The 26,363-nt window shown below is 38.7% G+C and carries 25 protein-coding genes and 3 tRNA genes; 9 read left to right on the top strand and 19 right to left on the bottom strand.

The features are described from left to right. The first annotated feature begins 24 nt into the window (after positions 1-24). Positions 25-792 carry a DUF817 domain-containing protein gene (locus tag C502_RS0109785; protein ID WP_409360632.1) on the top strand — a complete coding sequence of 256 codons (768 nt, stop codon included), beginning with the start codon at positions 25-27 and terminating at the stop codon, positions 790-792. Between the two features lie 30 nt (positions 793-822). On the opposite strand, the gene C502_RS0109780 is transcribed toward C502_RS0109785, so the two are convergent. From C502_RS0109780 to C502_RS0109750, 7 genes are all read right to left on the bottom strand, one after another. After that, positions 823-1,185: a cupin domain-containing protein gene (locus C502_RS0109780; protein ID WP_018678645.1), complete on the bottom strand. Its 363-nt coding sequence runs from the start codon at positions 1,183-1,185 to the stop codon at positions 823-825. A 14-nt stretch (positions 1,186-1,199) separates the two neighbouring features. Next, the gene (gene folE / locus C502_RS0109775) at positions 1,200-1,748 is read right to left on the bottom strand and encodes a GTP cyclohydrolase I FolE (RefSeq protein WP_017397502.1); all 549 of its coding nucleotides are present in this window, start codon (positions 1,746-1,748) and stop codon (positions 1,200-1,202) included. Positions 1,749-1,838: 90 nt separating this feature from the next. Continuing rightward, positions 1,839-2,528 (bottom strand): Smr/MutS family protein, encoded by a 690-nt coding sequence (locus C502_RS0109770; RefSeq protein ID WP_026315777.1) that lies wholly within the window; start codon positions 2,526-2,528, stop codon positions 1,839-1,841. Positions 2,529-2,718: 190 nt separating this feature from the next. Then, entirely contained in the window at positions 2,719-3,072 is a 354-nt protein-coding gene (locus C502_RS0109765) for an immunity protein Imm33 domain-containing protein (RefSeq protein ID WP_018678643.1), read from the bottom strand. 114 nt (positions 3,073-3,186) lie between these two features. After that, positions 3,187-3,993, bottom strand: a complete 807-nt coding sequence (gene trpC, locus C502_RS0109760) for an indole-3-glycerol phosphate synthase TrpC (protein ID WP_018678642.1) — start codon at positions 3,991-3,993, stop codon at positions 3,187-3,189. Between the two features lie 9 nt (positions 3,994-4,002). Then, the gene (trpD, locus tag C502_RS0109755; protein WP_035308770.1) at positions 4,003-5,052 is read right to left on the bottom strand and encodes an anthranilate phosphoribosyltransferase; all 1,050 of its coding nucleotides are present in this window, start codon (positions 5,050-5,052) and stop codon (positions 4,003-4,005) included. Between the two features lie 227 nt (positions 5,053-5,279). Continuing rightward, a complete protein-coding gene (locus C502_RS0109750) occupies positions 5,280-5,864 on the bottom strand; it encodes an anthranilate synthase component II (protein ID WP_018678640.1) in 585 nt (194 codons plus the stop codon). 624 nt (positions 5,865-6,488) lie between these two features. On the opposite strand from C502_RS0109750, the gene glnA reads away from it, so the two are divergent. The 5 genes from glnA to C502_RS0109720 all read left to right on the top strand — a co-directional run bounded on the left by glnA (position 6,489) and on the right by C502_RS0109720 (position 11,286). Continuing rightward, on the top strand, positions 6,489-7,904 hold the full coding sequence (glnA, locus tag C502_RS0109740) for a type I glutamate--ammonia ligase (RefSeq protein ID WP_171067626.1): 1,416 nt from the start codon (positions 6,489-6,491) through the stop codon (positions 7,902-7,904). 124 nt (positions 7,905-8,028) lie between these two features. Continuing rightward, a complete protein-coding gene (locus C502_RS0109735) occupies positions 8,029-8,520 on the top strand; it encodes a chorismate--pyruvate lyase family protein (RefSeq protein WP_018678637.1) in 492 nt (163 codons plus the stop codon). 15 nt (positions 8,521-8,535) lie between these two features. Next, on the top strand, positions 8,536-9,417 hold the full coding sequence (gene ubiA, locus C502_RS0109730; RefSeq protein ID WP_018678636.1) for a 4-hydroxybenzoate octaprenyltransferase: 882 nt from the start codon (positions 8,536-8,538) through the stop codon (positions 9,415-9,417). Between the two features lie 110 nt (positions 9,418-9,527). Then, on the top strand, positions 9,528-10,973 hold the full coding sequence (locus tag C502_RS0109725; protein ID WP_018678635.1) for an alpha/beta hydrolase family protein: 1,446 nt from the start codon (positions 9,528-9,530) through the stop codon (positions 10,971-10,973). Positions 10,974-11,079: 106 nt separating this feature from the next. Beyond that, positions 11,080-11,286, top strand: a complete 207-nt coding sequence (locus C502_RS0109720; RefSeq protein ID WP_018678634.1) for a hypothetical protein — start codon at positions 11,080-11,082, stop codon at positions 11,284-11,286. A 16-nt stretch (positions 11,287-11,302) separates the two neighbouring features. Here C502_RS0109720 and C502_RS0109715 read toward each other — a convergent pair whose 3' ends face one another. The 6 genes from C502_RS0109715 to C502_RS0109690 all read right to left on the bottom strand — a co-directional run bounded on the left by C502_RS0109715 (position 11,303) and on the right by C502_RS0109690 (position 13,900). Next, positions 11,303-11,743, bottom strand: a complete 441-nt coding sequence (locus C502_RS0109715) for a DUF2726 domain-containing protein (protein ID WP_018678633.1) — start codon at positions 11,741-11,743, stop codon at positions 11,303-11,305. A gap of 56 nt (positions 11,744-11,799) precedes the next feature. Continuing rightward, a tRNA-Asn gene (locus C502_RS0109710) sits at positions 11,800-11,875 on the bottom strand. 188 nt (positions 11,876-12,063) lie between these two features. Then, positions 12,064-12,139: transfer RNA gene (locus C502_RS0109705), tRNA-Asn, on the bottom strand. 9 nt (positions 12,140-12,148) lie between these two features. After that, positions 12,149-12,224 (bottom strand) — tRNA-Asn (locus C502_RS0109700). 146 nt (positions 12,225-12,370) lie between these two features. Then, a complete protein-coding gene (locus tag C502_RS0109695; protein WP_018678632.1) occupies positions 12,371-12,997 on the bottom strand; it encodes a superoxide dismutase in 627 nt (208 codons plus the stop codon). Positions 12,998-13,141: 144 nt separating this feature from the next. Continuing rightward, the gene (locus tag C502_RS0109690; protein WP_018678631.1) at positions 13,142-13,900 is read right to left on the bottom strand and encodes a Nif3-like dinuclear metal center hexameric protein; all 759 of its coding nucleotides are present in this window, start codon (positions 13,898-13,900) and stop codon (positions 13,142-13,144) included. 192 nt (positions 13,901-14,092) lie between these two features. Between C502_RS0109690 and C502_RS0109685 the strand changes: the two genes are divergently transcribed. Beyond that, a complete protein-coding gene (locus C502_RS0109685) occupies positions 14,093-15,277 on the top strand; it encodes a trypsin-like peptidase domain-containing protein (RefSeq protein ID WP_018678630.1) in 1,185 nt (394 codons plus the stop codon). A gap of 198 nt (positions 15,278-15,475) precedes the next feature. Here C502_RS0109685 and C502_RS0109680 read toward each other — a convergent pair whose 3' ends face one another. The 4 genes from C502_RS0109680 to map all read right to left on the bottom strand — a co-directional run bounded on the left by C502_RS0109680 (position 15,476) and on the right by map (position 20,588). Beyond that, positions 15,476-16,690 (bottom strand): alginate export family protein, encoded by a 1,215-nt coding sequence (locus C502_RS0109680; RefSeq protein ID WP_018678629.1) that lies wholly within the window; start codon positions 16,688-16,690, stop codon positions 15,476-15,478. Between the two features lie 83 nt (positions 16,691-16,773). Beyond that, positions 16,774-18,120 (bottom strand): MFS transporter, encoded by a 1,347-nt coding sequence (locus C502_RS0109675; protein WP_018678628.1) that lies wholly within the window; start codon positions 18,118-18,120, stop codon positions 16,774-16,776. A 383-nt stretch (positions 18,121-18,503) separates the two neighbouring features. Further along, positions 18,504-19,559, bottom strand: coding sequence for an OmpW/AlkL family protein (locus C502_RS0109670; protein WP_018678627.1), 1,056 nt, complete (start codon positions 19,557-19,559; stop codon positions 18,504-18,506). A 204-nt stretch (positions 19,560-19,763) separates the two neighbouring features. Then, positions 19,764-20,588 carry a type I methionyl aminopeptidase gene (map, locus tag C502_RS0109665; protein WP_018678626.1) on the bottom strand — a complete coding sequence of 275 codons (825 nt, stop codon included), beginning with the start codon at positions 20,586-20,588 and terminating at the stop codon, positions 19,764-19,766. Positions 20,589-20,802: 214 nt separating this feature from the next. On the opposite strand from map, the gene rpsB reads away from it, so the two are divergent. Further along, positions 20,803-21,555 (top strand): 30S ribosomal protein S2, encoded by a 753-nt coding sequence (gene rpsB / locus C502_RS0109660; RefSeq protein WP_018678625.1) that lies wholly within the window; start codon positions 20,803-20,805, stop codon positions 21,553-21,555. Positions 21,556-21,694: 139 nt separating this feature from the next. Further along, complete coding sequence (gene tsf / locus C502_RS0109655; protein ID WP_018678624.1) at positions 21,695-22,573, top strand: translation elongation factor Ts; 879 nt, start codon at positions 21,695-21,697, stop codon at positions 22,571-22,573. 76 nt (positions 22,574-22,649) lie between these two features. On the opposite strand, the gene C502_RS0109650 is transcribed toward tsf, so the two are convergent. Next, the gene (locus C502_RS0109650; RefSeq protein WP_018678623.1) at positions 22,650-23,876 is read right to left on the bottom strand and encodes a multifunctional CCA addition/repair protein; all 1,227 of its coding nucleotides are present in this window, start codon (positions 23,874-23,876) and stop codon (positions 22,650-22,652) included. A gap of 97 nt (positions 23,877-23,973) precedes the next feature. After that, positions 23,974-26,244 (bottom strand): NADP-dependent malic enzyme, encoded by a 2,271-nt coding sequence (locus C502_RS0109645; protein WP_018678622.1) that lies wholly within the window; start codon positions 26,242-26,244, stop codon positions 23,974-23,976. Positions 26,245-26,363 lie beyond the last annotated feature (119 nt).

The following is a 26,363-nucleotide window of genomic DNA, read 5'->3' as shown; positions in this document are numbered from 1 at the left end:
TTGATCGTATTATCCCTAAATTTCATGACTAAGGCAGCTTCGGCTGCCTTATTTGGATTATTGCTTTTAATTGCTTTTGCATTGACAGCACCTATGGGAAGTCATGAGTACTATGGTTTCTTTCGCTATGACTATTTACTGTTTTATGCATTAGCGATTCAGGTTTGTTTGTTGTACTTGAAGCTTGAATCATGGGCTGAAGCGAAAGTGATAGCCTTGTTTCATATCATGGCAATGGGGATGGAAATTTTCCTCACACATCCTGCGATTGCTTCTTGGCAATATCCGCAACCTGCAATTTTTAAACTCCTCACTGTGCCATTATTTGCAGGTTTTATGTACTCGGCTGTAGGGAGCTTTTTTGCTCGATCTTTAAGACTTTATCAAGTATCTTTCGAAAATTTACCACAGTTCAGCCATATGCTGTGTTTAGCAGTTTTGTCGTATTTAAACTTTATGACCAAGTTTTTTATTCCAGACATTCGTTTGGTTTTATTTACTTGGAGTATTGTCATTTTTTGGAAGACTAAGCTCTCTTTTCAGCTTGAAAGACATACTTTTAAAGTTCCAATGTTACCTGTGTTATTGGTACTTGCATTCCTGATTTGGATTGCGGAAAACATTAGTACATTTTATAAAATTTGGCTATATCCGAGTCAGATCGATGCATGGCATATGGTCGGTTGGGGAAAATTAGGTTCTTGGTATTTATTATTACTTTTAAGTTTAGTCTTGGTTTTGAAAATCTTAGGTACTAGAAATAAAAAAGGAATGTGGCAATTACATTCCTAAATTCTATATCTTGAAATGTATGTAATGAAATTACACTTCAACAAGCACATAGTATTTTTTAACAGCTTCAATGACTTCAAATGTACCGATAAATGCAGGGGGAATAATGCCTGCATTTCCCGCAGTTACTTCAATAAAAGAATTGGTTTTTGCATCATGGATACGGACAACCCCTTCAATCACTTGAAAAAACTCTTGTTTATTGTCAGCAAATTGAATATTCCAAGCACCCACTTCACATTGCCAAATACCACAGCCCATATGTGGATGTTCATATAAGCTATAGGTGAGACGTTCAGGATTTCCTGTGACTAGGCGATCAGGTCGAGGAAAATCAATGCTGGCTTGGTTTTGAACTAATTCACCAAAATCTGCTAACTGAATAGATGACATATGAATTGCTCGGTTCAATAGCTTTCAGGTACAGCACTTAAGAACTCACGACGTGCATCTTTGTCAGTTTTGAAATCACCAACAAAAGAAACTGTACGTGTGGTTGATTCTTGCTTGCCGACGCCACGCATCATCATACACATATGGGCTGAATCAATCACAACCGCAACACCACGTGCCTGAGTCACTTCTGCAACTGCTTCGGCAATTTGCTGTGTCAAATTCTCTTGAATCTGTAAACGACGTGCAAACATTTCAGTAATACGCGCAAATTTAGAAAGACCTAAAACTTGACCTTCAGGTAAATAAGCAATGTGGACACGACCATAGAATGGGAGAAGGTGATGTTCACAAAGCGAATAAAACTCGATATTTTTGACCAATACCATTTCATGGTTATCGGAAGGGAAAACCGCACTATTTGTAACTTCTTCAAGGGTTTTGCTATAACCAGAAGTTAAAAAAGAAAAAGCTTTAGCCGCACGCATAGGCGTATCTTTTAAGCCTGGGCGATTTAGATCTTCACCAACGGCAGTTAAAATATTTGCGTACGATTGCTGCATAGACATAACAATGTTCACTTAGGTGGGTTGAACAAAACGGGAATTGTATCAGAAAACGACTCAAAAACTTAATTTTGAACCAAATGCCGATTATTGTTTGTGCTTTGGGTTCTTTTCTGCACGTTTTAAGAGCACTAAAACAGCACCAGTACCCCCCTGATTTTCAGGTGCGCTGACAAATGCAAGCACATCACGATGTTGTCTAAGCCAGCCATTGACATAGGTTTTTAAAATGGCTTCAGGTCCTTTACCGTGAACAATTTTGATGACATTCTGATTTTCATCTTTTGCCATTTGAATGATTTGTAGAACGGCTGCTCGGGCTTGTTCAACGGTACAACCATGTAAATCGACTGCTTCAAACCAACGAGTTTTACCTGTTTTTAAATCTTCAAAGACTTTGTGCTGCAAGGTTGCAATGCGATAGCTTAAAGTCGCTTGACTTGCCACTGGGTTTAAGATGGCTTGAGTATCTGAAATTTCTGTAAGCTCTTGCTCAGTACCACCTTCGGCTGCTGCGCGTTTTGCTAAGGTTTGGGCATCAACTTTTTTGCGACGCGCGACTTTGGTATCGGCAATGTTTTGATTGTCGATTGGTTTTACGCCAAGAAGGGCCTTTTTAAAAAGCTCAGTATCTTCTAACTCTTCAGCGATCGCCTGAGTTTTTTTTGCCTCAACTTGTTTTGCAATAGCGCTAGATTGAGGGTTAGAGATTTGCTTTTTAAAGGCTTTCAGTAAGTTAAACTGATCTTTAGAAAGCGATGAATCGTGTTTACTCATAAGTTTAGAAAAATAGGCAAGATACGAGAGATGTAAAATTATAGTCCGAAACTGTGATAATTTGAACTGAATTGCATTCATACAATGTTGTAGATAATCTAAAGTCGTGAGTGGCTGTTCAAAAATGGTCAATTAGTTGTAATTATAAGATTATTCAAAATTAGCTTGTTAAGAAAAAAATTTTATAAAACTAAATGTCAAGTAATGACTCATCAAACCAAACGTCTTCATAATTATTAGCTATTAAGAATCTCCAACCAGGAGGTAATGCTAGAAACTTTTGTATTTGTGGGCACCATTCAGTGATATGTTCTATATGTATAGATTTAAAAAAATTAGGATCATCAGAAAAATCTTCACCGCCCCAGATATACCATCCATTTGTCTTACCTTCAGGAGGATGTCTTAAACCATTAATAGGATTTATATTTTCTTTGATATTCAGTGTTATTCCTAACTTTGTTCCCTCTAAAATTGGACAATAAGGAGTATCATATTTTCCACATAAGCTTCTTTGTAATGATTCAATTTCTTTATTCGACATAAATTCATGCTCTTTATTTTATTGTCAATTCAAATCCATATTTTGGCATGGTATTTTTAAAATAATTATCAAAGCCCAATGATAAAGAATTGGGCTTTTTATTTCGGTTTGTTTTTAAACTAGATCAGGTTGCCCAAACAAAGCATTAAATGCTTGATCAGGGCGAGGCTGTTTCATAAAGCTTTCACCCACAAGGAAAGTGTGAATATCATTGGCTTGCATCATGTCTACGTCGGCAGGCGTGGCGATACCACTTTCAGTAACCAATACACGCGAAGCAGGTAACAATTTCTTTAAACGTAATGAAGTATTTAAATCAACATCAAAGGTTTTAAGATTGCGGTTATTCACGCCTAGAATACATTGCTCAGAAAGCTTTAACGCACGTTCCAATTCATATTCATCATGCACTTCAACCAACACATCAAGTTGATGCTCAAATGCAGTTTTTGACATTTCTTCAAGTTGTTGATCTGATAAACATGCCACGATTAATAAAATACAATCTGCATGTAAGGCACGTGCTTCAACCACGTTATAAGGATCAACCAAGAAGTCCTTACGCAAAGCTGGTAGGGCACAATGATTACGTGCAATCACAATATTTTCATCAGCACCTTGGAAGAAATCCACATCAGTTAAGACGGAGAGACATGCTGCACCTGCTTGTTCATATTGCTGTGCAATTTCCGCAGGATTAAAGTCTGCACGAATGATGCCTTTAGATGGTGATGCTTTTTTAATTTCAGCAATCACAGCAGGGCGTTTATGCTGTAAAGCATTCGCAAAACCACGAACTGGTGTTGCCTCTTTTGCCCACTGTTCAACATCGTGCAAGCTACGTTGTTTTAAACGTGCTGCAAGCTCCTCATGTTTGCGGTCAACAATTTTACCTAAAATGGTATTTTGAATATCGATCATGAGAAGTCCTTAGTCTGCTTGGTATTGTTTCAATGTCTTGGTGAATTCAGCCAAAATACTCATTTTTTCTAAGGCTTGACCGCCGTAAAGAATATCCTGAGCGAACTCAACTGCTTGTTTGTAGGTCTTGGTGATACCTGCAACATAAATACCTGCACCTGCATTCAGTGCAATCATATTTGCTGCTTTTTCACCAATTTCTGATTTGTCACGACCTAAAGCATCTTTGATCAGCTTTAAGCTTTCTTCTGAACTGTTGACCACTAAGCCAGTCAGTGTTTGAGAAGGAATACCAACTTCATCAGGCGTTAGTGTCCATTCGCTAATTTCACCATCTTTAAGTTCAGCGACAGTTGTTGGGGCTGCAAGACTGATTTCATCTAAACCATCTCTTGAGTGTACAACCAATACATGGACTGCGCCCAGTTGTCTTAATACTTCTGCAATAGGACGACACAGCTCATCTGAAAATACGCCAATCACAAAACGTTTGACACCCGCAGGGTTGGTCAATGGACCTAGTAAATTAAAAATACTACGAATACCTAATTCACGACGGGGTGCGACGGCATAACGCATTGCTTTATGATGATTTGGTGCAAATAAGAAACCAACGCCGATTTCACGGATACAGCGTTCGGTTTGTTGCATGTCTAAATCAAGTTGAATCCCCATTTGCTCAAGCACATCAGATGAACCCGATTTACTTGATACGCCACGGTTACCATGCTTGGCGATGGTTGCACCCGCGGCTGCAATTACAAAACTTGAAGCAGTAGAAACATTGAATAGATTTTGACCATCACCACCTGTACCAACAATATCGACAAGGTGAGGAATATCACTGACATCAATTTTTATTGCAAATTCACGCATAATACGTGCAGCTGCGGTAATCTCATCAATACTTTCACCTTTCATACGCAAGCCCATCATCAGCGCACCGATCTGTGCATCGGTTGCTTCACCTTGCATAATGCTACGCATGACATCTTCCATTTGTGGCTGGCTAAGATGAATGTTTTTAGTAATGTGATTGAGTGCCTGTTGGATATTCATAGTCATGAGTTACAGCATTTAATGATTAAAAGATTGAGCAAAACCAGTTGATGATGAGGGGTCGCTTTCAGTGATATATGATTCACTTGCTAATTGGCTATGTTAGCAGAAAATAGCTTTAGTTTTGAGCTTAGGCTTAGTTTTTTAATTTAAAGTATTTTCATGATGCAAAATAAAAAACAGCCTATTTTTAAATAGGCTGCTTATCTTAGAGCTTGAGTTTACATTTAAGCGTAAATATCTAAGAAATTTTTGAAAATTTGGTGCCCATGTTGGCTCAAAATAGATTCGGGATGGAATTGAACGCCTTCTACAGGTAGCGTTTTATGCTTTACGCCCATAATCTCTTCAATCGTTCCATCGACTTGGTTAGTCCAACACGTCACTTCTAAACACTCAGGCAATGTTTCTTGCTCAATCACCAATGAATGGTAACGTGTTGCCGCAAAAGGTGAGGGTAAATTGCTAAAAATACCTTTATCGCTATGATGCATATCGGATAAACGACCATGCATGACAGTTTTTGCACGAATGATACGACCACCAAATGCTTGCCCAATGGCTTGATGCCCTAAGCACACTCCAAGTAACGGAATTTTTCCTGCAAAATGATTAATTGCTGGAATTGAGATTCCAGCTTCGCTTGGTGAGCATGGACCTGGACCAATTACCAAGTATTTAGGCTGCCATCGTTCAATATCTTCTAATGTGACTTGATCATTACGAACAACTTTTACTTCTTGATTCAACTCGCCAAAATATTGAACGATGTTGTAAGTAAAACTGTCATAGTTGTCAATCATTAAAAGCATGATTATAACCTTTTGAAAATACGCACTTTATTGTGCTTTTGCTTTTGATAAACCTATCTAAAAATGATATTCCTTTCGCACCGTATGCATCGTAAAGGCATTTCTTAGATATAGAGGACAATAATCATAACAAAAACAAATGATCAATGTTGAATATTTCGTTTAATAGATGTTTTGATGGATTTATATACTGAGGATATAAAGAGCCATGGAAACAGATAATAAACCTCATAAATTGAATAACTTGGGTGAAAATATGCAAAGTGAACCAAAAGTCTAAATGAATTGATTGGAATGAAGTTGAAAAGAATGATATAAAAAGCCAATTTAATGCTAACTAGTGATGGTGTGCTTTTGCACTACATTAGTTCTCTGTTATATGTTTTGCACCACTTTGGTTCGTTATGTCTGTTTTGGGGACTAGCTGAGATCGGAATGTTTAAATATGGTGCATTTGCGAAAGCAAACATTATAGTGGATATGGGACATGGAGCTTAAAGCATTTTTTCTGCAAAGAATTTCAATGTTTTAGGTATGTTTTAAAATTGTTGGTATGATAATTGCTAATTATACACCAACAACTAACACGCACTTAACAAGTGCATAAAAATTTCATTGGAGCAAATGAGCATGGCGAACAAGGTCCTTCAACTCATCAAAGAAAGTGGCGCAAAATGGGTCGATTTTCGCTTTACTGATACTAAGGGTAAAGAGCAACACGTAACTTACCCAGCTGACACAATTGATGAAGATACCTTTGAAGACGGTAAAATGTTTGATGGTTCTTCAATTGCTGGTTGGAAAGGCATTGAAGCTTCTGACATGATCTTACGTCCAGATGCTGCAACATGTTTTCTTGACCCGTTCTTTGCTGAACCTACAGTTGTTGTGACTTGTGACGTAATCGAGCCATCTACTGGTCAAGGTTACGAGCGTGACCCACGTTCGATTGCTCGTCGTGCTGAAGAATATTTAAAATCTACTGGTATTGGCGATACAGCATTCTTTGGTCCAGAACCAGAATTCTTCGTTTTTGACGAAGTTAAATGGGATATCGATATGTCTGGCGCGCGCCATACATTAATCGCAGAAGAAGCTGCATGGTCAACTGGTAAAGACTACGAAGCAGGTAACTCTGGTCACCGCCCACGTGTAAAAGGTGGTTACTTCCCAGTTCCTCCAGTTGATTCTTCACAAGATATGCGTGCTGAAATGTGTGCACGTATTGAAGACATCATGGGCCCTGGTCGTGTAGAAGTGCATCACCATGAAGTTGCATCTTGCCAATTAGAAATTGGTGTGAGCTTCAATACATTGGTTCGTAAAGCGGACGAAGTTCAACAGTTCAAATATGCAGTTTGGAACGTTGCTCACCAATATGGCAAAACAGCTACATTTATGCCTAAGCCAATGGTTGGTGATAATGGTTCTGGTATGCACGTTCATATGTCAATCTCTAAAGATGGCAAGAACTTGTTTGCTGGTGATGAATATGCTGGTTTATCAGAAATGGCATTATTCTTCATTGGTGGTGTGATCAAACATGCTCGCGCATTGAATGCAATCACAAACCCAGGTACAAACTCGTATAAGCGTTTAGTTCCACACTACGAAGCACCAATTATGCTTGCTTACTCAGCACGTAACCGTTCTGCTTCTATCCGTATTCCTTACGTTTCTAGCCCTAAAGGCAAGCGTATCGAAGCACGTTTCCCTGATCCATTAATGAACCCATACTTAGGTTTCTCAGCATTGTTAATGGCTGGTCTTGATGGTATTCAAAACAAGATCCACCCAGGCGAAGCTGCTGACAAAAACTTGTATGATCTTCCTCCTGAAGAAGAAGCGAAAATCCCAACAGTTGCTCATAACTTGGAAATGGCTATTGCAGCACTTCAAGTTGACCATGAGTTCTTGTTGAAAGGTGGTGTATTCACTAAAGAAATGCTTGATGCATATATCGAACTTAAAACTGAAGATGTACGTCGTCTTAACACGACGACTCACCCAGTTGAATTTGATATGTACTACAGCTTGTAATACATCCGATTCAAAAAAGCTCGCTTCGGCGAGCTTTTTTTATGTTTTTGATTCAATTAAAAGTCATGTGCTTTTTATTAAAAAATTACTGTAAACTAATCGCGATGTTTTTAGTGAGCCGAGCATGCGAAATTTACGACCAAACAGAATAAAAGGGGAAGAGATTCCTGTTGAATTAAAAAAATGGTTGTATGCATCTGGTTCGCTTACACAGCAATTGACTGATTTAGGCTGCGGTGAATTTCATGTTGAACGTATTCAAGAACAATACCGACGTTTAACTTTCACTGATAGTAAATGGATGAACATGCCAACACATCATATTGCATGGGTGCGAGAAACCAATCTTTATGGTAGTGAAACACAGGCATGGGTCAAAGCAAAAAGTATTTTTCCTATTCTAAGTTTGCAGAAAAAAGCACGATTATTCCGTCATATTCGTAATAAGCCAATTGGTTGGTTTTTGTTTCAACGGACTAATCCTGCATGTGAACGACGTGTGATTTATCTTGAAGAAGGTTGGACACGGCAGAGTTGTTATACTTGGCATGGTTGTAAATTCATTGTGCAAGAAACGTTCTTGCCTGCATTTGAACAGTTTATTCGATCGCATTGACTCTAAGGATTCATCATGGAAACAGTGCAGCACACAACATGGCGACAACGTTTAGAAGCCTACTATTATCTTTGCCGTTTTGATAAGCCGATTGGTACAGAACTGGTATTCTGGCCAACAATGTGGGCTTTGTGGATTGCTTCAAAAGGCACACCAGATTTTAAGATTCTGTTTATTATGATTTTGGGTGTCATTTTTATGCGTGCAGCAGGTTGTGCGATTAATGATTTTGCAGATCGGAAAGTGGATGCTCACGTTGAGCGTACTAAGAACCGTCCATTAGCTACAGGTGTCATTCGGGCGAGAGAGGCTGTTTTTGTTTTTCTAGCTTTAGTTGCAGCAAGTGCTTGTCTTTTATTTTTTCTACCGATTGAAACGTTTTACTGGTCATTTGGTGCATTATTTTTAGCGTTTATTTATCCATTTATGAAACGCTATACCAATTTACCACAAGTATTTTTAGGTGCTGCTTTTTCTTGGTCAATTCCAATGGCATATACAGCAGTTGGGCAAACACCAGATGTCACTTGTTGGCTTCTATATTTTGGAAATCTAGCATGGACAGTTGCATATGATACGCAATATGCAATCACTGACCGTGAATATGATTTGAAAATTGGTGTGAAATCTACCGCAATTTTATTTGGTCGCTATGATCTTCAAATTATTGCTTTACTTCAGATATTAAGTATGGGGCTAATTGGTAGCGCATTATATTTAGAAAATCTGTTAATACCATTTGGATTGGTCGCATTATTGATTGTTGCGGGGGATTTTATTTATCAAGCAGTCAAAACCAAAGATCGTGATCCGAAAATCTGTTTTTGGGCATTTCGTCACAATAGATGGATTGGAATGATAATTTTTGTTGGAATCTTTTTGGAATTAATATCTTAATATGACCAATTAGTTGAAAAGTGTCCTATGCAGGGCACTTTTTTTATGCCTTAATAATATAGCATGTGGTTTCATGCACAAAAATAAGACAAAGACGAAAAGGATGTTTTATGAAACGGTCAAAAATCGGTTTGGCAATCACGTTCTCAATTTCTGCACTATTCTTAACAGCATGTAATGACACTAATGATGATTACACTGGAGTGGATTCGAGCAAAACGTATTTATATGAAAGCAATTATGCAATTGATACGGTTAATAATGCTGCCTCAATTAAAGTAATGGCGTATAACATGGCAAATATTCAAGAGCGAACAGCAACTGCAACAGCGATGGTGCTTTTTCCTAAAGTTGCTAAACCTGTAGATGGTTATCGTGTTGTTGTGTGGGAACATGGAACTGTTGGGGTGGGTGATGGTTGCGCACCAAGCAAAAATGTGATTAATCCTCGTTTTAGAATCCTTGCTGATACTCTATTGGCGGCTGGTTACGTTGTGATTGCACCTGATTATGAGGGCTTAGGTACACCAGGTGTTCATCCATACCTTAATTTAAGTAGTGAAGCAAAATCGGCACTAGCTGCGGTAAAAGCAGTAAAAGACCATTATGGCAATCAGCTGAAAGGTGATTGGATGTCAATTGGTCAATCACAAGGTGGACATGCTTCATTAGGTACAGCTGAATTTGCGAATGCGGATATTAGTTATAAAGGCGCAGTAGCGGGTGCTCCTGCATCAAGCTTGGGTACAATTATTCAGATTTATATTGACCCACAATTTAATCTTGATGCTAGTGGGAAACCTAAGTCTTTAAGTAAGTTGGATGAGGCCTTACAGCAAGTACGTTATGCAGTAGCGAATAATATACTCACACCAGCTCAAGGTCAGGCAAAAATTGATGAAATTGCAGATGGCTATGCCGAATTGTTGGCTTATGCTGCTTTGGCTAGTGCAGGAATTAAGGCGCAGCAACCAAACTATGATTTCAAAACCATCTTTACATCAGGTGCAGCTGATATTGCTGAATTTGCATATGGTCGTACAGGTGATGATGGAGCATGTTTAAGTTACCCAGCTCCAGATAGTGCAAATGGGTTGCAAGAGAAATTTAAAGCAGGGATTTTAGCTTTCTTGGCAGATCCTACACATCAAATTACACAGTTTGGTATTGATCTCACTAAATTTAAAGCAGATGCTGTTGTTCAAAATTTCTTAGCTGCAACTCAGCCTGCAACTAATGCGACTAAAGAAAAAGTAATTAAAACCCCGACTTTACTTATTCAGGGTGAGAAAGATCAAGCGGTATTACCAGCAGTTACGCAACTTTTAGTTAAGAATATGAAAGACAATGCTTTAAAATTCTTCCCACAGGCAGATTATGATCAAGGCTATCAGTTGGATATTGTGCCGAATGCAACGCATACACAGGCGATCATTTGTAGAAATGCCAAAGCTGTCGACTTCATTCAAAAGTATATGTCAGCAGGTACGGGGATTGTACTGACTGATGCACAGAAAGACGCCAGTCAAAATCCACAATGTACGGGTAAGTTTTAAGCTGATTTAAAAACTCTAATCTGAGTTTTAATATGAGAGTCTCTTAAAAGAGGCTCTTTTTTGTTATATTGTCGCATTATTGAGAGTTTCCGAGTCTGAATTACCGATGAGCCAACAACCTGCTGAAAAGAAGCCGATACCGTGGTTATTAATGAGTCTGGGGCTTCTGATCCCAATCTTTATTATAGGCATGGCATTTCTAGCAGCCAAAAGTGATGCGGAAACGAAGAAAAAATATGATCAGCAACATGCTGAGATTGCTAAGAAGTTTGAGCAGCAGAAAATTGCTGAACAAGCAGCAAAAGCTGAATAATTTAACGCTTGTTTTTTTATCGGATATCCATCTGTAATTGTTTTATAGATGGAATCTGAGTGTAACGCTGCACTTGATATCCCGCTTCTTGCAGCATTTGATCTCGTTTTTTGTCTTCCAACTCTTTGCCAAAATGACTTGGGTCATCGAGCTCAATAATGGCTAATACTTTCATTTCTTGGTCTAAGACTACAAAATCAGTAACTTTACGATTGAACTGACTACGGATTTTGTAGTGATCGCTGGTAATTAGTGCGCTGAAGGCAACTTGGGCGAGTATGTGATAATGTGGAAAAGCCTGTTGCAGCCTTATGAACATTCTAGATTCAAAAGATGTAATGACTGGACGGGCGAAAAACTTCTGTTGCGGGAGAAAAGGGCGTATGCAGCTTATTAGGAGTAGCAGTGTACTAACGATCCCAATAAGTAAGAAGATAAATGGATTGGATTCAAACATATTCTTATCAAAGTATGAATAAAAAACCCACTCTAATTGAGTGGGTTTTTAGAATTTGGCTCTCCAACCTGGGCTCGAACCAGGGACCTGCGGATTAACAGTCCGTCGCTCTACCGACTGAGCTATTGGAGAATCTGGGTAGCATTCTATGCATGTAGATAGTTTTGGTCAAGTGATTCGTAAGAAAAAATTTAAATATTGATTTAATTGTACTTTTTATCATCGTTTATATGGTTTTGGTGTGTTTTATATATGGTTTAAGAGCGGATTTCTAGAAAGAAAAAAGCCTATATCATCGTGATATAGGCTTTTTAGAATCTTGGCTCTTCCACCTGGGCTCGAACCAGGGACCTGCGGATTAACAGTCCGTCGCTCTACCGACTGAGCTATGGAAGAATAGTAGATTGGCTCTCCAACCTGGGCTCGAACCAGGGACCTGCGGATTAACAGTCCGTCGCTCTACCGACTGAGCTATTGGAGAATCTGATGCGCATTTTAGGCATGAAAAACTAATGCGTCAATAAGAATAATAAATAAAATGAATTGTTTGCTTGATAAATATGCTTTTAATTTTTTATATATAAAAAAACTGCCCAAAGTGGGCAGTTTTTATTCAAGAAATAAAAATTATTTCTCAACACCTGCTGGTTGACCTGCAAGTTTTGCATTTGCATAGTCCCAGTTCACTAAGCTTTCTAAGAAAGTTGCGATGTATTTTGGACGTAAGTTACGGAAGTCGATGTAGTAAGCATGTTCCCAAACGTCAATTGTTAATACTGCAACTTGACCGTGAGCAAGTGGCGTATCTGCATTTGCAGTTTTAGTAATTGATAATTTACCATTTACTTCGTCAGCAACTAACCAAGCCCAACCTGAACCGAATTGAGTGATTGCAGCAGCAGTGAATTCTTCTACGAATTTTTCATAGCTACCGAATGCTTCTTCAATTTTAGCTGCAATCGCGCCAGTAGGTTGACCGCCACCATTTTGTTTCATACTGTTCCAGTAGAAAGTGTGGTTCCATACTTGTGCAGCATTGTTAAAGATACCTGCTTTAGAAGCATCACCAGCAGAAGCTTTGATGATTTCTTCTAAAGATTTACCTTCAAGGTCAGTACCCTTGATTAAGTTATTCAAGTTAACAACATAAGTGTTGTGGTGTTTGTCGTGATGGTATTCTAAAGTTTCGCGAGTGATGTGTGGCGCTAGATCATCATAGCCATACGGAAGTGCAGGTAAAGTAATGGTTGTCATGTTCCAATCCTTGCAATTGCTGGGTTTTACGTTAAGTGGCTCTATTGTAAATGATTCCAAAGATAATAGGGCGGTCTTTTAAAGAACGATATACAATAAAGGCTGAATTAAAAACGATAAATAAAATCGGATTCATCAATTCTATTAAATTGGATTATTCAACTCAAAATAGATAGTTTCTACAGCAAATTGATCAGCAATCGCTTGTGCTAAACGTTGTACGCCATAGCGTTCAGTTGCGTGATGACCACAGGCAAAATAATGAACACCAAGTTCTTTAGCTTCATAAAAAGTACGTTCACTGACTTCACCTGAAATATAAGCATCACAATTTTCTTGTGCGGCTTTATTGATAAAATCTTGAGCACCTCCCGTACAAAACCCTACTTTTTTGATTTGGGGTTTGTCACTTGGTAAATGAACCACATTAAAATCAAAAATAGTCTGTAACTTTGTTTTAAATTGTTCAGGGCTAAGTGCATGTTCTAAATAAGCAATGTTTCCAATCGGATATTTTTCAGATGAATCTAATGCTTCTAAGTTTTTTAAACCAATTAAATCAGCAATCGCTGCATTATTTCCGAGTACTGGGTGTGCATCTAAAGGTAAATGGTAGGCGATCAATGAAATATTATGTTGGATTAGTTTTTTGATGCGATTGCCACGCATGCCCGTGATTGGGTAGGGTTCGCCTTTCCAAAAATAGCCATGATGCACAAGCAAAACATCTGCTTGCTGAGCGATTGCTGCATCGATTGCATCCTCAGATGCGGTGACGGCACAGACTATTTTTTTGATTTCTGACGTGCCTTCAATTTGTAAGCCATTTGGTGCGTAGTCTTTAAATTCATTTGCTTTTAAAGTTTGATTACACCATTGCACAATATCATGCAAATTTGCCATGCGATTCCTCAACTGAATGACATTTATAGATTCAAGTTAATAAAAACATATTTTTAAAAGTAACTAAAGCTAGACAAAACTTTTTTAACTTTTACATAGATCTAAACTAATTTACTTTACAATAGATTAAAGTTGTTGTTCTTCAATAAATAAGTTTGCTCATAACATAATTTTGTCTAGAGGATAATAAACGTGCGCCGTGCATTTACATGGTTACCTTGGGTTTTACTCGTTGTTGTTATATTTAGTTTTCTGGCTTGGCAGAAATCACATCGACCGCAACCAACAGTTGCTGCTGATGGTGTCAAAATGCCTGCTGAGAAAGTTGAACCTCTCATTGATACAACTCGAACAGGTGGCGTTGTTTCCTATAGTGCTGCCGTAAAAGTTGCTGCACCTGCGGTTGTGAATATTTTTACCACTCAGAAAGTGAAACAGATGAATCATCCTTTGTTGAGTGATCCTGTATTTCGTGAGTTTTTTGGTAATCAAGCCCCTCAACAGCCTCAAAATGAAAACAGTTTAGGTTCAGGTGTGATTGTGCGTGCAGATGGTTATATTTTAACAAATAACCATGTGATTGCGCAGGCTGAACATATTGTGGTGGCATTGCACGATGGTCGTCGTGCTGAAGCAAAAGTGATTGGTACAGATCCAGATACGGATTTGGCTGTGATTAAAATTGAGCTAGATAAACTTCCTGTTTTACCATTTAAACTCAGTGGTAATGAAGTCGGTGATGTTGTACTTGCAATTGGTAATCCCTTTGGTGTTGGGCAAACGGTAACACAAGGAATTATTTCTGCGACAGGTCGTTCAGATTTAGGAATCAATACTTATGAAGACTTTATCCAAACGGATGCAGCAATTAATCCGGGTAACTCTGGTGGTGCATTGATTGATGTTGCGGGTAATTTAATCGGCGTGAATACTGCAATTTTTTCTCAATCGGGTGGTTCACTTGGGATTGGGTTTGCGATTCCTGCAAAAATCTGTCAGCAAGTTTTAAACTCAATTTTGAAAGATGGTCGTGTTGTCCGTGGTTGGTTAGGGATTAGTTTAATTCCAAATACCGTGGAAGATGATGTATTAGCTGCGAAACCGATTGGTGTAATTGTTGCTGATGTATTGCGTGATGGTCCAGCCGATGTTGCAGGCGTAAAGCGTGGTGATAAAATCATTCAAGTCAATAATGAACAAATAACTTCAGCTTCACATTTGATCAACTATGTTGCATTACAAGCACCGCAAAGCATGATTAATGTCGTAGTTGAGCGTGGTGGTAAGCAGCAGACGGTACAAGTCAAAGTGGGTGAGCGTAAAGTGCAGCAGAATGCGCAATCGCAATACATTCCATTACCTAAGCATCAAGACTAATATGATCTTGTGATTCAATTTGAATATAAAAGGCTACTTAGAACGTAGCCTTTTTATTTAGGAAAAGAAAAAAGCTTGCTGATAAAGGTCGATCAGCAAGCTTTTTGCAATTTTTGGACTTTTTTATTTTTTATTAAACCATCGAAATTTGATAGTTTGATGACAGTTTTTTGATGATTCGATTACAGAACCTCTAAGTTAATATTTATAATCAACTTGGAACCATAACTTTTGAGTGTCTACTGAAAATTCTTCAGCTTGATAATCTGAGAATTTTGCTAAAGCAGACAAACCTTTCACAGGTAATGCATGAGAATAAGAGACTGAAAATTCTTGACCATAGTCCATATTTTTTACATCGCTGCGATATTGATGTAGTTCAGTGCTTAATTTACCTTTACCAAATACATTAAAATTTGATGAAATGTATAAGTCGGTCAAGCCATTCACTGGAGTTGTCAGGAATAAATCAGCCCATCCATTGAACTTATGTTTGGTCGCTAATGGTGTTTGAAATGCAATTTTTCCTGCATCACTGCCGAGCACTTCATAGCCTAGTGCAATTTCGCCTAGTGCAGATCCTTTGTCTGTAATGCCATAACCTAATTCTAGCGCATAGTAATCTGCATCGTAGTTTGTAGGTTGGTCAGCATATTCACTTTGTTTTGCATATTCAGCAACGTATCTAAAATTGTTTTTCTTCCCAGTTAAACGTAAGCCGTAAGTTTGATTTGACCAAGCAGCTAAATCTTCGAAATCCATCAAATAACCATAAAATGTTGAATTTAACAGAGGGCTATAGTTAACTTTAGCTTGAATCAAGTGGATTTGACTGTCTTGTTTACCATCTTGAGCTCGGACAAATTTCGGTTTTGGATCGTCACTACCAAAAATGGTGTTGACTTGATCAATATATGCATAATACAAACCAAATTTTGCGTAAGGCTTGATATTTAGACTAATCGCATCAAAGGTTTGATCGTTTTGGCGCCAAGCTACTGACCCCACAAAGCGTTGGTTATCTAAATTGATAACTTGACGACCAACGTTTAAATCAAATTTTGGGCTATATACGTATTTTAAATAAGCTTGATTCAATTGTAGATTTTCAGGATCAGTCACAGTGCTATAGTTTGTTTCAGCATTACGTGTACTGTTGAAATTATCATTTATTTCAACGGTGCCTTCTCCTTGTACAAATGCACTTAAACCATGCCATGTGCCAGTTTCGAGGGAAGGGCGAAGTCTTAATGTCCAAGCATCAGCATTTTTAAGTTGATTATCTTGGTCAACCAGCTCATAACGTAGGCGACTATCTAGAGAAAATTTAGTTTTGGTTAGAAAATCATCTGCGGCAAATGTAGCTGTTGATAAAAGGCTGAGCATAGCAAGGCTAAGAAGATTCAATTTCATATTGAGACCCCTGAAAAATATCGTTTAAGTATGAAAGTATTAGAGCGTGTTGTGTGGGATGAGCATCCCACACTGAATTACGATTAAGCGACAGAGTTGCGTTCTAGAATGGCTTGTTCAAACAATTGTTGTTCTTTAGCTTTATGTTCTACAGAGAAGCGGATGAGGATAACACTGAAGGCTGCAACCGTAACGAGTCCACCTAGAATCATAAGACAAGTTTGGACATCCAGTAGACCTTTAAGAAGGAAGCCTGCGGCAACTGCACCGACATTACCACCCGCACCAATGATGCCTGCAACACCACCTAATGCATTACGGTCAATAAATGGAACGAGCGCATAGGTTGCACCACATGCCATGTGTGTAAAGAGTGCAAAAACGGTCATGCTGATGATTGCAAGGCTAATCACATTCATTTGTGAAAATAGCATAAGGAATAAACCTTCACATAAAATCAGGATGAATAAGATTTTGGTACGACCGTCTAAACCTTTTGAAACAGCAACTTTATCAGAAATAATCCCACCTAAAGCACGAGCGAATAATGCAAGTAGACCAAAGATACCAGCAGTTAAACCAGCTTCTTTAAGTCCCATATTGAAGTGATCTACATAATACATTGCAGCAACGTTGTGAATGAAAATTTCAATACCAAAACATGCAGCATAAGAAACAAATAGAATCCAAACACGATAGTTACGAGCAGCTTGCATCAAGATAGCAACACCACCTTTCTTACCACTACCAACTTCTACGCCATTCGCACGTAATTCTTTAAAATCACCTTGAGGGCAGTCTTGTGTGAATTTCCAATATAATACGCCAACGATCAGCATCATTACACCAGGTACAAGTAGGGCAATTCTCCAACCCATTGCTTGTTCAACACCAAACATCACAATTGCACCTAAGATTAATGGCATAATTGCTTGTGTTGCACCACCACCAGCATTACCCCAACCAGCTGCGGCAGCATTTGCTGTACCGACAACGTTTGGTGCAAACATGACACTCGTATGGTATTGCGTAATAACGAAGCTTGCGCCAATTGCACCGATTAAGAGACGGAAGAATAGGAAAGATTCGTAGGTATTTGCAGCAGCAACACCAAAAACAGGAATACTACCTAGGATCAAGAGTGCTGTATAAGTTTTACGAGGACCATACTTATCACATAATGGACCGACAATCAGACGAATAAGAATTGTAATGGCCACTGCGGCAATATTGATGTTTGCGATCTGATCTTTGGTGAGATTAAATTCGCCTTTGATCACAGGCATCAATGGTGCACAGGCAAACCACGCGAAGAAGCAGACAAAGAATGCGAGCCAAGTCATATGGAAGGCGCGCATAGCAGGTGTTGAAAAGCTGAATAATTTTATTTCAGTTGCTTTCTTAGCATTTAGATTCATTTTTGAAGACATAACCTTCCCCTGAACTGAACGTAATATATTTTTGTTAAGCAGTCTTTCTGCATAAACAAACCGAACAGAACGGACATCATTGGCCGTCAGCAAATTTTTTGTGAATCGTCGTTGATTCATCATGTAGGGTATTAAGCAAATGTTGTGCCAATAAATTTTTTTTATTAAATAGTTAATTTATATTAATGATTTTGATTGTTTAATATAATTTATTTTGTTTTATTTTGAATGTGTATGCATTTATCAGAGAAGCTCATATGGAATATTAAAATTTATGCTAGCCTATAATTCGAATATTGATTGTAATTGGTGCATGATTTTCATGCTGAGTGGTTTAAAAGGTGGCGATCAATAAAAACAGCCGAAGCTGTTTTTTCTGTTATTTAAAAACGATAACCAACGCCTAGATAGGTAATTAAGGGGTCAATATCAATTTTAGTATTCGCTCGAATGAGTTCTTTGCCACTATTGCGGTCAGTCACATAAATTTGAGCTTCATTATTCATTTTAGAATAAGAGATTGACCCAACAGCAAACCAATTCGGTTTAAAGTCATAAGTTGCACCTAAAGTCACGATAGGTGCAAAAGTATCAGTTGCTTTAAGTTTGACTACTGGGTCAGCAGATGAAGTTTTACCATCTAAAGCAGCACCTGCTTTACCATCATGGATGTTTTGGATCATGTGACCTGCTTTAATTAAATCTGACTCAATCCCTGAATTCATTTTTAAATCATTGAAATAGGCATACATCACACCTGCACCAATATAAGGACGGAACTTATTCACGCCTGATTTACCAAATTGATAATGTAGTTCTACAGCAGGTAACCAAGCACGTGCTGTTGCTGCTCTAGCACCTTGATTCAAATCAGTGATATGAAGATCCTGTTTTAAGTCAATATCACCTAAAATAGTACTTGCTGATCCACTCAATGGTGCATATATGTCACCTTTTCCTTTAATATCAACTTTTGGAGGAATTCCTGCCTTAATCTCTAGAGACAAATTATCAGTAAAGTGATAATTCGCCATAATACCGACGGTATCTACATTGTCCGCTTCTAAACCTGTACCTTGGCTTTGCCAGTTGGATAATCCTTTAATGGTAGCTGTACCTGTTGCAAGTCCAGATACAGTATCGGTTGGCCATAAATTAATGGCACCGTAAACGATAGGATTGGAATCTTTGACTGCTGCATCTAGTACGGCTTGTTTAGATACATCACCTACTTTAGATTGTGTTCCCTCAGCTACAGTCGTATTGATATTAATAGGATTTGCAGAACCTTGTGGCATGGCATGTAACCAACCTGCTGAAACTGAAAAGCGTTTAAAGCCATCTCCATCTTTTAGACTAAAATAAGGTGAGTTAGCAAAACTCAAGGTTGGTATAAATGCGACAATGCCAACAGTCGTACAAAAAATATGCTTTTTCATGATGCAAGGACTCCATGTCCGATTTATAAAAACTTTTATACCCACCAAAGTAAAAGGTTTTTACTAAAGAGTTTGTTTAGTTAGGATTTATAATTGTTGTGCTTATAAAGCTTTTTGTTGAGTTTAGATAAATTGATTGACGAATTGTGAACCAGTAAAAAAGCGACCGAAGTCGCTTTTTTACAAAATCAAAGGGATAATAAATTACACAAAACGAGATAAATCTTCTTCAGGACGAGCAGTTAACACTTCGATGCCTGTTTTAGTCACTAAAATCGTATGTTCGTATTGCGCTGATAACTTATGGTCTTTGGTGACGACAGTCCATTTATCACCTAGTAATTTGGTTTGCCATACACCAGCATTCACCATGGGTTCAATGGTGAAAGTCATACCAGCTTCTAAACGCATTCCAGTACCTTTTTGGCCATAGTGTAGGACTTGGGGTTCATCATGGAATACATTACCAATACCATGCCCGCAGTATTCACGTACAACGCTAAAACGTTCCGACTCAACATATTGCTGAATCGCATATCCAACATCACCAAGATATGAACCATCTTTTACGGTTGCCATACCGCGATACATGGCTTCTTGTGCCACTTGGCATAAACGGTTTGCAAGAATGGAAGTTTCACCACCTACGATATACATCATATTGGTATCACCGTGATAACCATCTTTAATCACAGTTACATCAATATTTAAAATATCACCATTTTTTAAAACTTTATTGTCAGAAGGAATACCGTGACAAACCACATGGTTAACTGAAGTACAAATCGAATGTTGGAACGCAGGGCGACCTGGGGCAGCACCATAACCGACACAGGCTGGAATTGCTTGTTGTACATTTTCAATATGATTACGGCAGATTGTATCGAGTTCTAATGTATTCACGCCCGCTTTAATGTACGGCTTAATCATGTCTAAAATTTCAGCAGCCAGTTTCCCTGCAACACGCATCTTTTCAATTTCTTCGGGCGTTTTGATTAATCGACGAGGAGCTGTATAAGTCGTGTTCATGATCTCTAAAAACTTTTGGTAATTTGCAAGTGTCTATGGTATAAATAGCCGCCTATTTTATCAAATGCTTTTCGTGAATATCTTTTACGAAGATATTTGATAATAAATAGTCGTAAAAAATCCGCACATATATCGACACATTACTCTGGGTGCCTAGCAATAGGTGGAGAATGCGGATATATGGAGGCCTAACCCAAACTTTAAGGTAAAGAAAATGGCAGATTACAACGTAAGCATGCGCGACCTTCTTCAAGCAGGCGCACACTTTGGTCACCAAACTCGTTTTTGGAATCCCAAAATGCGTCAATATATTTTCGGCGCGCGTAACAAAATTCACATCATCAACCTTGAGCACACTGTTCCTGCGTTAAATGATGCTTTGAACTTTGTTAACAATCTTGCAAGCAAAAAGAACAAAGTATTGTTCGTTGGTACGAAACGTGCTGCTTCTAACATCATCCGTGAACAAGCTCAACGCGCTGGTCAGCCATATGTAGATCACCGCTGGTTAGGTGGTATGTTGACGAACTGGAAAACACTTCGCCAATCTATCAACCGTTTAAAAGATCTTCAAACTCAATCTCAAGATGGTACTTTTGCTAAGCTTACTAAACGTGAAGCTTTAGAGCGTACTCGTGAGATGGATAAACTTGAACGTGCTTTAGGCGGCGTTAAGAACATGGGTGGTTTACCTGACGCATTATTTGTAATCGACGTTGATCACGAAGCGATTGCAATCAAAGAAGCGAAAAACTTAGGTATTCCTGTAATTGGTATCGTTGATACAAACTCTAACCCAGACAACGTTGATTACGTTATTCCGGGTAACGACGATGCGATCCGTGCAGTTACTTTGTATGCTTCAGCTATGGCTGATGCGATTCTTGCTGGTAAAGAATACGCTCAATCACAAGCGAATGCACAAGCTAAAGGCGAAGAAGCTGCGAAAGAAGCTCCTGAGGCTTAATGCGTTTTGACGCAAGCTTGTCATTTTTGTGATTTAAAATGATGACAAATTGAGCGTCGAGAAAGCAAAACGGCCCAGAGAAAACTTTGGGCCGTTTTTGTTGAACAGATTCATATTCTACCGATTTTAGGAGAACAACATGACTGCAGTTACTGCTAGCATGGTAAAAGAATTACGTGACCGCACTGGTCTTGCAATGATGGAATGCAAAAAAGCATTAACAGAAGCAGGCGGTGACATCGAACTTGCGATTGATAACCTTCGTAAATCAGGTCAAGCAAAAGCTGCTAAAAAAGCAGGTAACATTGCTGCTGATGGTGCGATCACTATCATCCAAAACGGTAATAAAGCAATTCTTGTTGAAGTGAATTGTCAAACTGACTTCGTTGCTAAAGACGAAAACTTTGCTGGTTTCTCTGCAAAAGTTGCTGCTGTTGCACTTGCTGCAAATGAAACTGATGCTGCTAAAATTGCTGAACTTAAACTTGAAGATGGCACGACTGTAGAAGAAGCACGTGTTGCTCTTGTTCAAAAGATTGGTGAAAACATTCAAGTTCGTCGTGCTGCTATTGTTGAAGGTGAAAACCTTGCAGTTTACAAACACGGTTTAAAAATCGGTGTAGTTGTTTCTTACACAGGTGATGCTGACACTGGTAAAGGTATTGCAATGCACGTTGCTGCGTTCAACCCAGTTGCTGTAAATGCTGAATCAGTTTCTGCTGATTTAATCGCTAAAGAAAAAGAAATTGCTGAAGCGAAAGCATTAGAATCTGGTAAGCCTGCAAACATCGTTGAGAAAATGGTGACTGGTTCAGTTGAAAAATACTTGAACGAAGTTGCGCTTGATCGTCAAATGTATGTTATCGACAACGACAAGAAAGTTGCTGACGTATTAAAAGCAACGGGTACTGTTGTAGCTCAATTCACTCGTTTCGAAGTAGGCGAAGGTATTGAGAAGAAAGCTGAAATGAGCTTCGCTGATGAAGTTGCTGCTGCTCAGGCTGCTGCTGCTCAATAATTTTTATTGAATCAGTAAAAGTTTAAAAACCCAGTCATTTTGACTGGGTTTTTATTTATTTGTAATTTGGTTGAGACTATTCGCCATACTGTGCTTTAAATTTTGCTAAGGCTTCAATTCGATACTGAATCAGCATTTCACCAATTTCTGCACCTTGAATATGTTCAGGTAAATCTTGTGCTTTGATATTTCTAACGATCTCCATCGCATCCAAAATATACTGCGCCTGTGGATAAGGACGGTCTTCTAAACCTAAACGACCTTTGGCATCACATTCACAGGCTTGCACAAATGCTTGTACCTTTTCGGGTCTACGCAAAACATCCAAGCGCTGTAGTAAACGCCATACAGTACCAGGTTTCAAATTCTTGATTTGATGGCATTTCAAATGTTCTTTGCAAACAATTAAAGCCAAATTTTTTAAATGAGTTGGGACTTTTAAACGTTCACAGACATCAGTAACGGGTTGTAAACCACGTTCTTCATGCATGATATGTCTTGGTAGCTCATCAATAGGGGTGAGTGCTTTACCTAAGTCATGCACTAAAACAGAAAAACGTACGTCTAAGGCATAATTTGCCTGACAAGCCTGTTTTAATGCCATTAATGTATGAATGCCACAGTCTATTTCAGGGTGGTACTCAGGGCGTTGTGGGATACCAAATAAGGCATCTATCTCAGGAAATAAGATTTTTAGCGCATCGCAATCTTTGAGTGTTTGGAAATAGATATCTGCATGATCTTCCATTAATGCACGAGATGTTTCTTTCCAGACACGTTCAGGTGTCAAAGCATTTAATTCACCTGAATCGGCAATGCTTTTCATTAATTGCAATGTTTCTTCGGCAATTTGAAACCCATAACTGGCATAACGTGCAGCGAAGCGAGCGACACGGAGCACGCGTAAAGGGTCTTCTGTAAAGGCATCTGAAACATGGCGGAGTATTTTCTGATTAAGGTCTTGTTGACCACCATAGGGATCATAAACTTGACCAGCATCATCCATTGCCATCGCATTAATTGTTAAATCACGACGAATGAGATCTTCTTCCAATTTAACCGTTGTATCTGTGAAAAATTGGAAGCCATGATAGCCAATGCCTGATTTTCGTTCGGTACGCGCAAGTGCATATTCTTCTTTTGTTTTTGGATGAAGAAATACGGGAAAATCTTTTCCAACGGGTTGGTAGCCTTCGGATAATAATTGTTCGGGCGTTGCTCCAACCACAACATAATCTTTTTCGTGATAGGGATGACCGAGCAAATGATCTCGAACAGCACCGCCTACTAAATAAACTTGCATGAAAAAACCTCGATTCTTCACACAATCATGCTACAGAATAGAGGTTTTCTCAAGCATTAAGCAAAGCTTTTAATGTTAAAAGCTTTGCTTAAATTGATTAGTTTCGGCTTTGTTGAATTTCCGCAACTGTTAAAGCAGTCATATTCACTAAACGGCGAGTTGTCGCAGTCGGTGTTAAAATATGTACTGGTTTTGCAGCACCTAAAAGAATAGGGCCGATTGTTACATTATTACCAGATGTTGCTTTTAATAAGTTGAATGAGATATTTGCAGAATCTAGATTCGGCATAATCAACAAGTTCGCTGAACCTTTAAAGCGTGAATTTGGGAATGCAAAATGACGAATGTTATCATCCAATGCTGCATCACCATGCATTTCACCTTCAACTTCAAGTTCTGGTGCTTGTTTAGAAAGTAAGCGATAAACTTCACGCATTTTTTGAGCGCTAGGATCAACTTGATCACTACCAAAGCTTGAATGCGAAAGTAAAGCAACACGAGGTGTCATACCAAAACGACGAACTTCTTCAGCTGCTAAAATTGTCATTTCAGCAAGTTGTTCAGCAGTCGGATTTGTATTTACATAAGTATCGGCAATAAATAAGTTACGATCTTCAAGCATTAATGCATTGAGTGTAAAGAGGGTGCTACGACCTTCTTTTAAGCCAATCACATTTTTGACGAAATCTAAATGGATGTCGTAGCTTGAATAAGTACCACATAACATACCATCAGCTTTGCCAAATTTAACCAACAACGCAGCAATAAGTGTTGAGCGACGACGTGCTTCACGTTGTGCATATTCAACAGTCACACCTTTACGTTGCATGGTCTGATGATAATCTTTCCAGAAATCATCATATAAAGGATTAGTTTCTTGATCGACGATTTCGATGTTCACGCCATGTTGTAAACGTAAGCCAAGCTTTTTGATGTTGTCTTCGATCACAGCAGTACGACCAATCAAGACTGGCTTAGCTAAACCTTCATCAACTACGATTTGAACTGCACGTAATACACGTTGATCTTCACCCTCAGCATAAGCGATACGTTTAGGATCAGTTTTTGCTTGAGAGAAGATAGGTTTCATTAAGAATGCTGAGTTATAAACAAACTCAGAAAGTCTTTGACGGTATACCGAGAAGTCTTCAATTGGACGTGTTGCAACACCAGAATCCATTGCAGCTTTAGCAACGGCTGGTGCAATTTCTAAAATCAGGCGTTGATCTAGTGGGCGAGGGATGAGGTAATCACGACCAAATGATGCAGATTTTTCACCATAAGTTGCTGCGTCAGCTTCAATATGTGCCATACGCGCAATCGCATGAACACAAGCGATTTTCATATCTTCATTGATTGTTGTTGCACCAACATCGAGTGCACCACGGAAGATATATGGGAAGCAAAGCGCATTGTTTACTTGGTTTGGATAATCTGAACGACCCGTTGCCATAATCACGTCTGAACGTACTTCATGTGCATGTTCAGGTAAAATTTCTGGATCTGGATTTGCAAGGGCGAAAATGATTGGATTCTCAGCCATTTGTTTAACCATTTCTTTGGTTAAAATCCCTGCTGCTGAAAGACCCAAGAACATGTCTGCGCCTGCCATTACTTCATGTAATTGCGTTGCTTGAATGTCTTGAACATAACGTTTTTTCGATTCATCAAGTCCTTCACGAGAAGTCGTCAGAAGACCACGAGAATCAGCAACAATGATATTTTCTTTATTCACGCCGAGAGCGCAAAGTAAATCTAAGCATGAAAGTGCAGCAGCACCTGCACCAGATGCAACGATTTTGATCTCATCAATTTTTTTATTAACAAGCTGTAAAGCATTGAGTAGCGCTGAACCTACGATAATACTTGTACCGTGTTGGTCATCATGGAACACAGGAATTTTCATGCGTTCACGAAGTTTCTTTTCAATATAGAAACATTCTGGTGCTTTGATATCTTCGAGATTGATACCACCAAAAGTTGGTTCTAATGAAGCAACGATATCAACGATCTTGTCTGGATCATTCTCGGCAATTTCAATATCAAATACATCAACACCTGCGAACTTTTTGAATAGAACGCCTTTACCTTCCATTACAGGCTTAGAAGCAAGAGGACCAATGTTTCCTAAACCAAGCACGGCTGTACCATTACTCACAACGGCGACCAGATTTCCGCGTGCTGTATATTTTGCAGCGGCAGAAGGATCTCGTTCGATTTCCAAACATGGAGCAGCAACACCTGGTGAATATGCAAGCGCTAGATCCCGTTGGTTAACGAGTTGCTTGCTCGGTGTCACACTGATTTTTCCTGGTGTTGGAAATTCATGGTAATACAAAGCGGCTTCTTTTAAAGATTGATCGTCCATCTGAGTCTCGATTGTTCCGATAATAATCAGGCATATATATGGCTGATTATTATATTAAGATAAGTGCACAAGAATATAGCATTAGTTCATGTTTTCGCCCAGTCAAAAAAGCTTATTTT

Origin of the sequence: Acinetobacter tjernbergiae DSM 14971 = CIP 107465, assembly GCF_000374425.1 — a bacterium.
GTDB classification, from domain to species: Bacteria; Pseudomonadota; Gammaproteobacteria; order Pseudomonadales; family Moraxellaceae; genus Acinetobacter; species Acinetobacter tjernbergiae.
The sequence above is the reverse complement of the archived record's forward strand: the minus strand, read 5'-3'. Positions and strand labels throughout refer to the sequence as shown.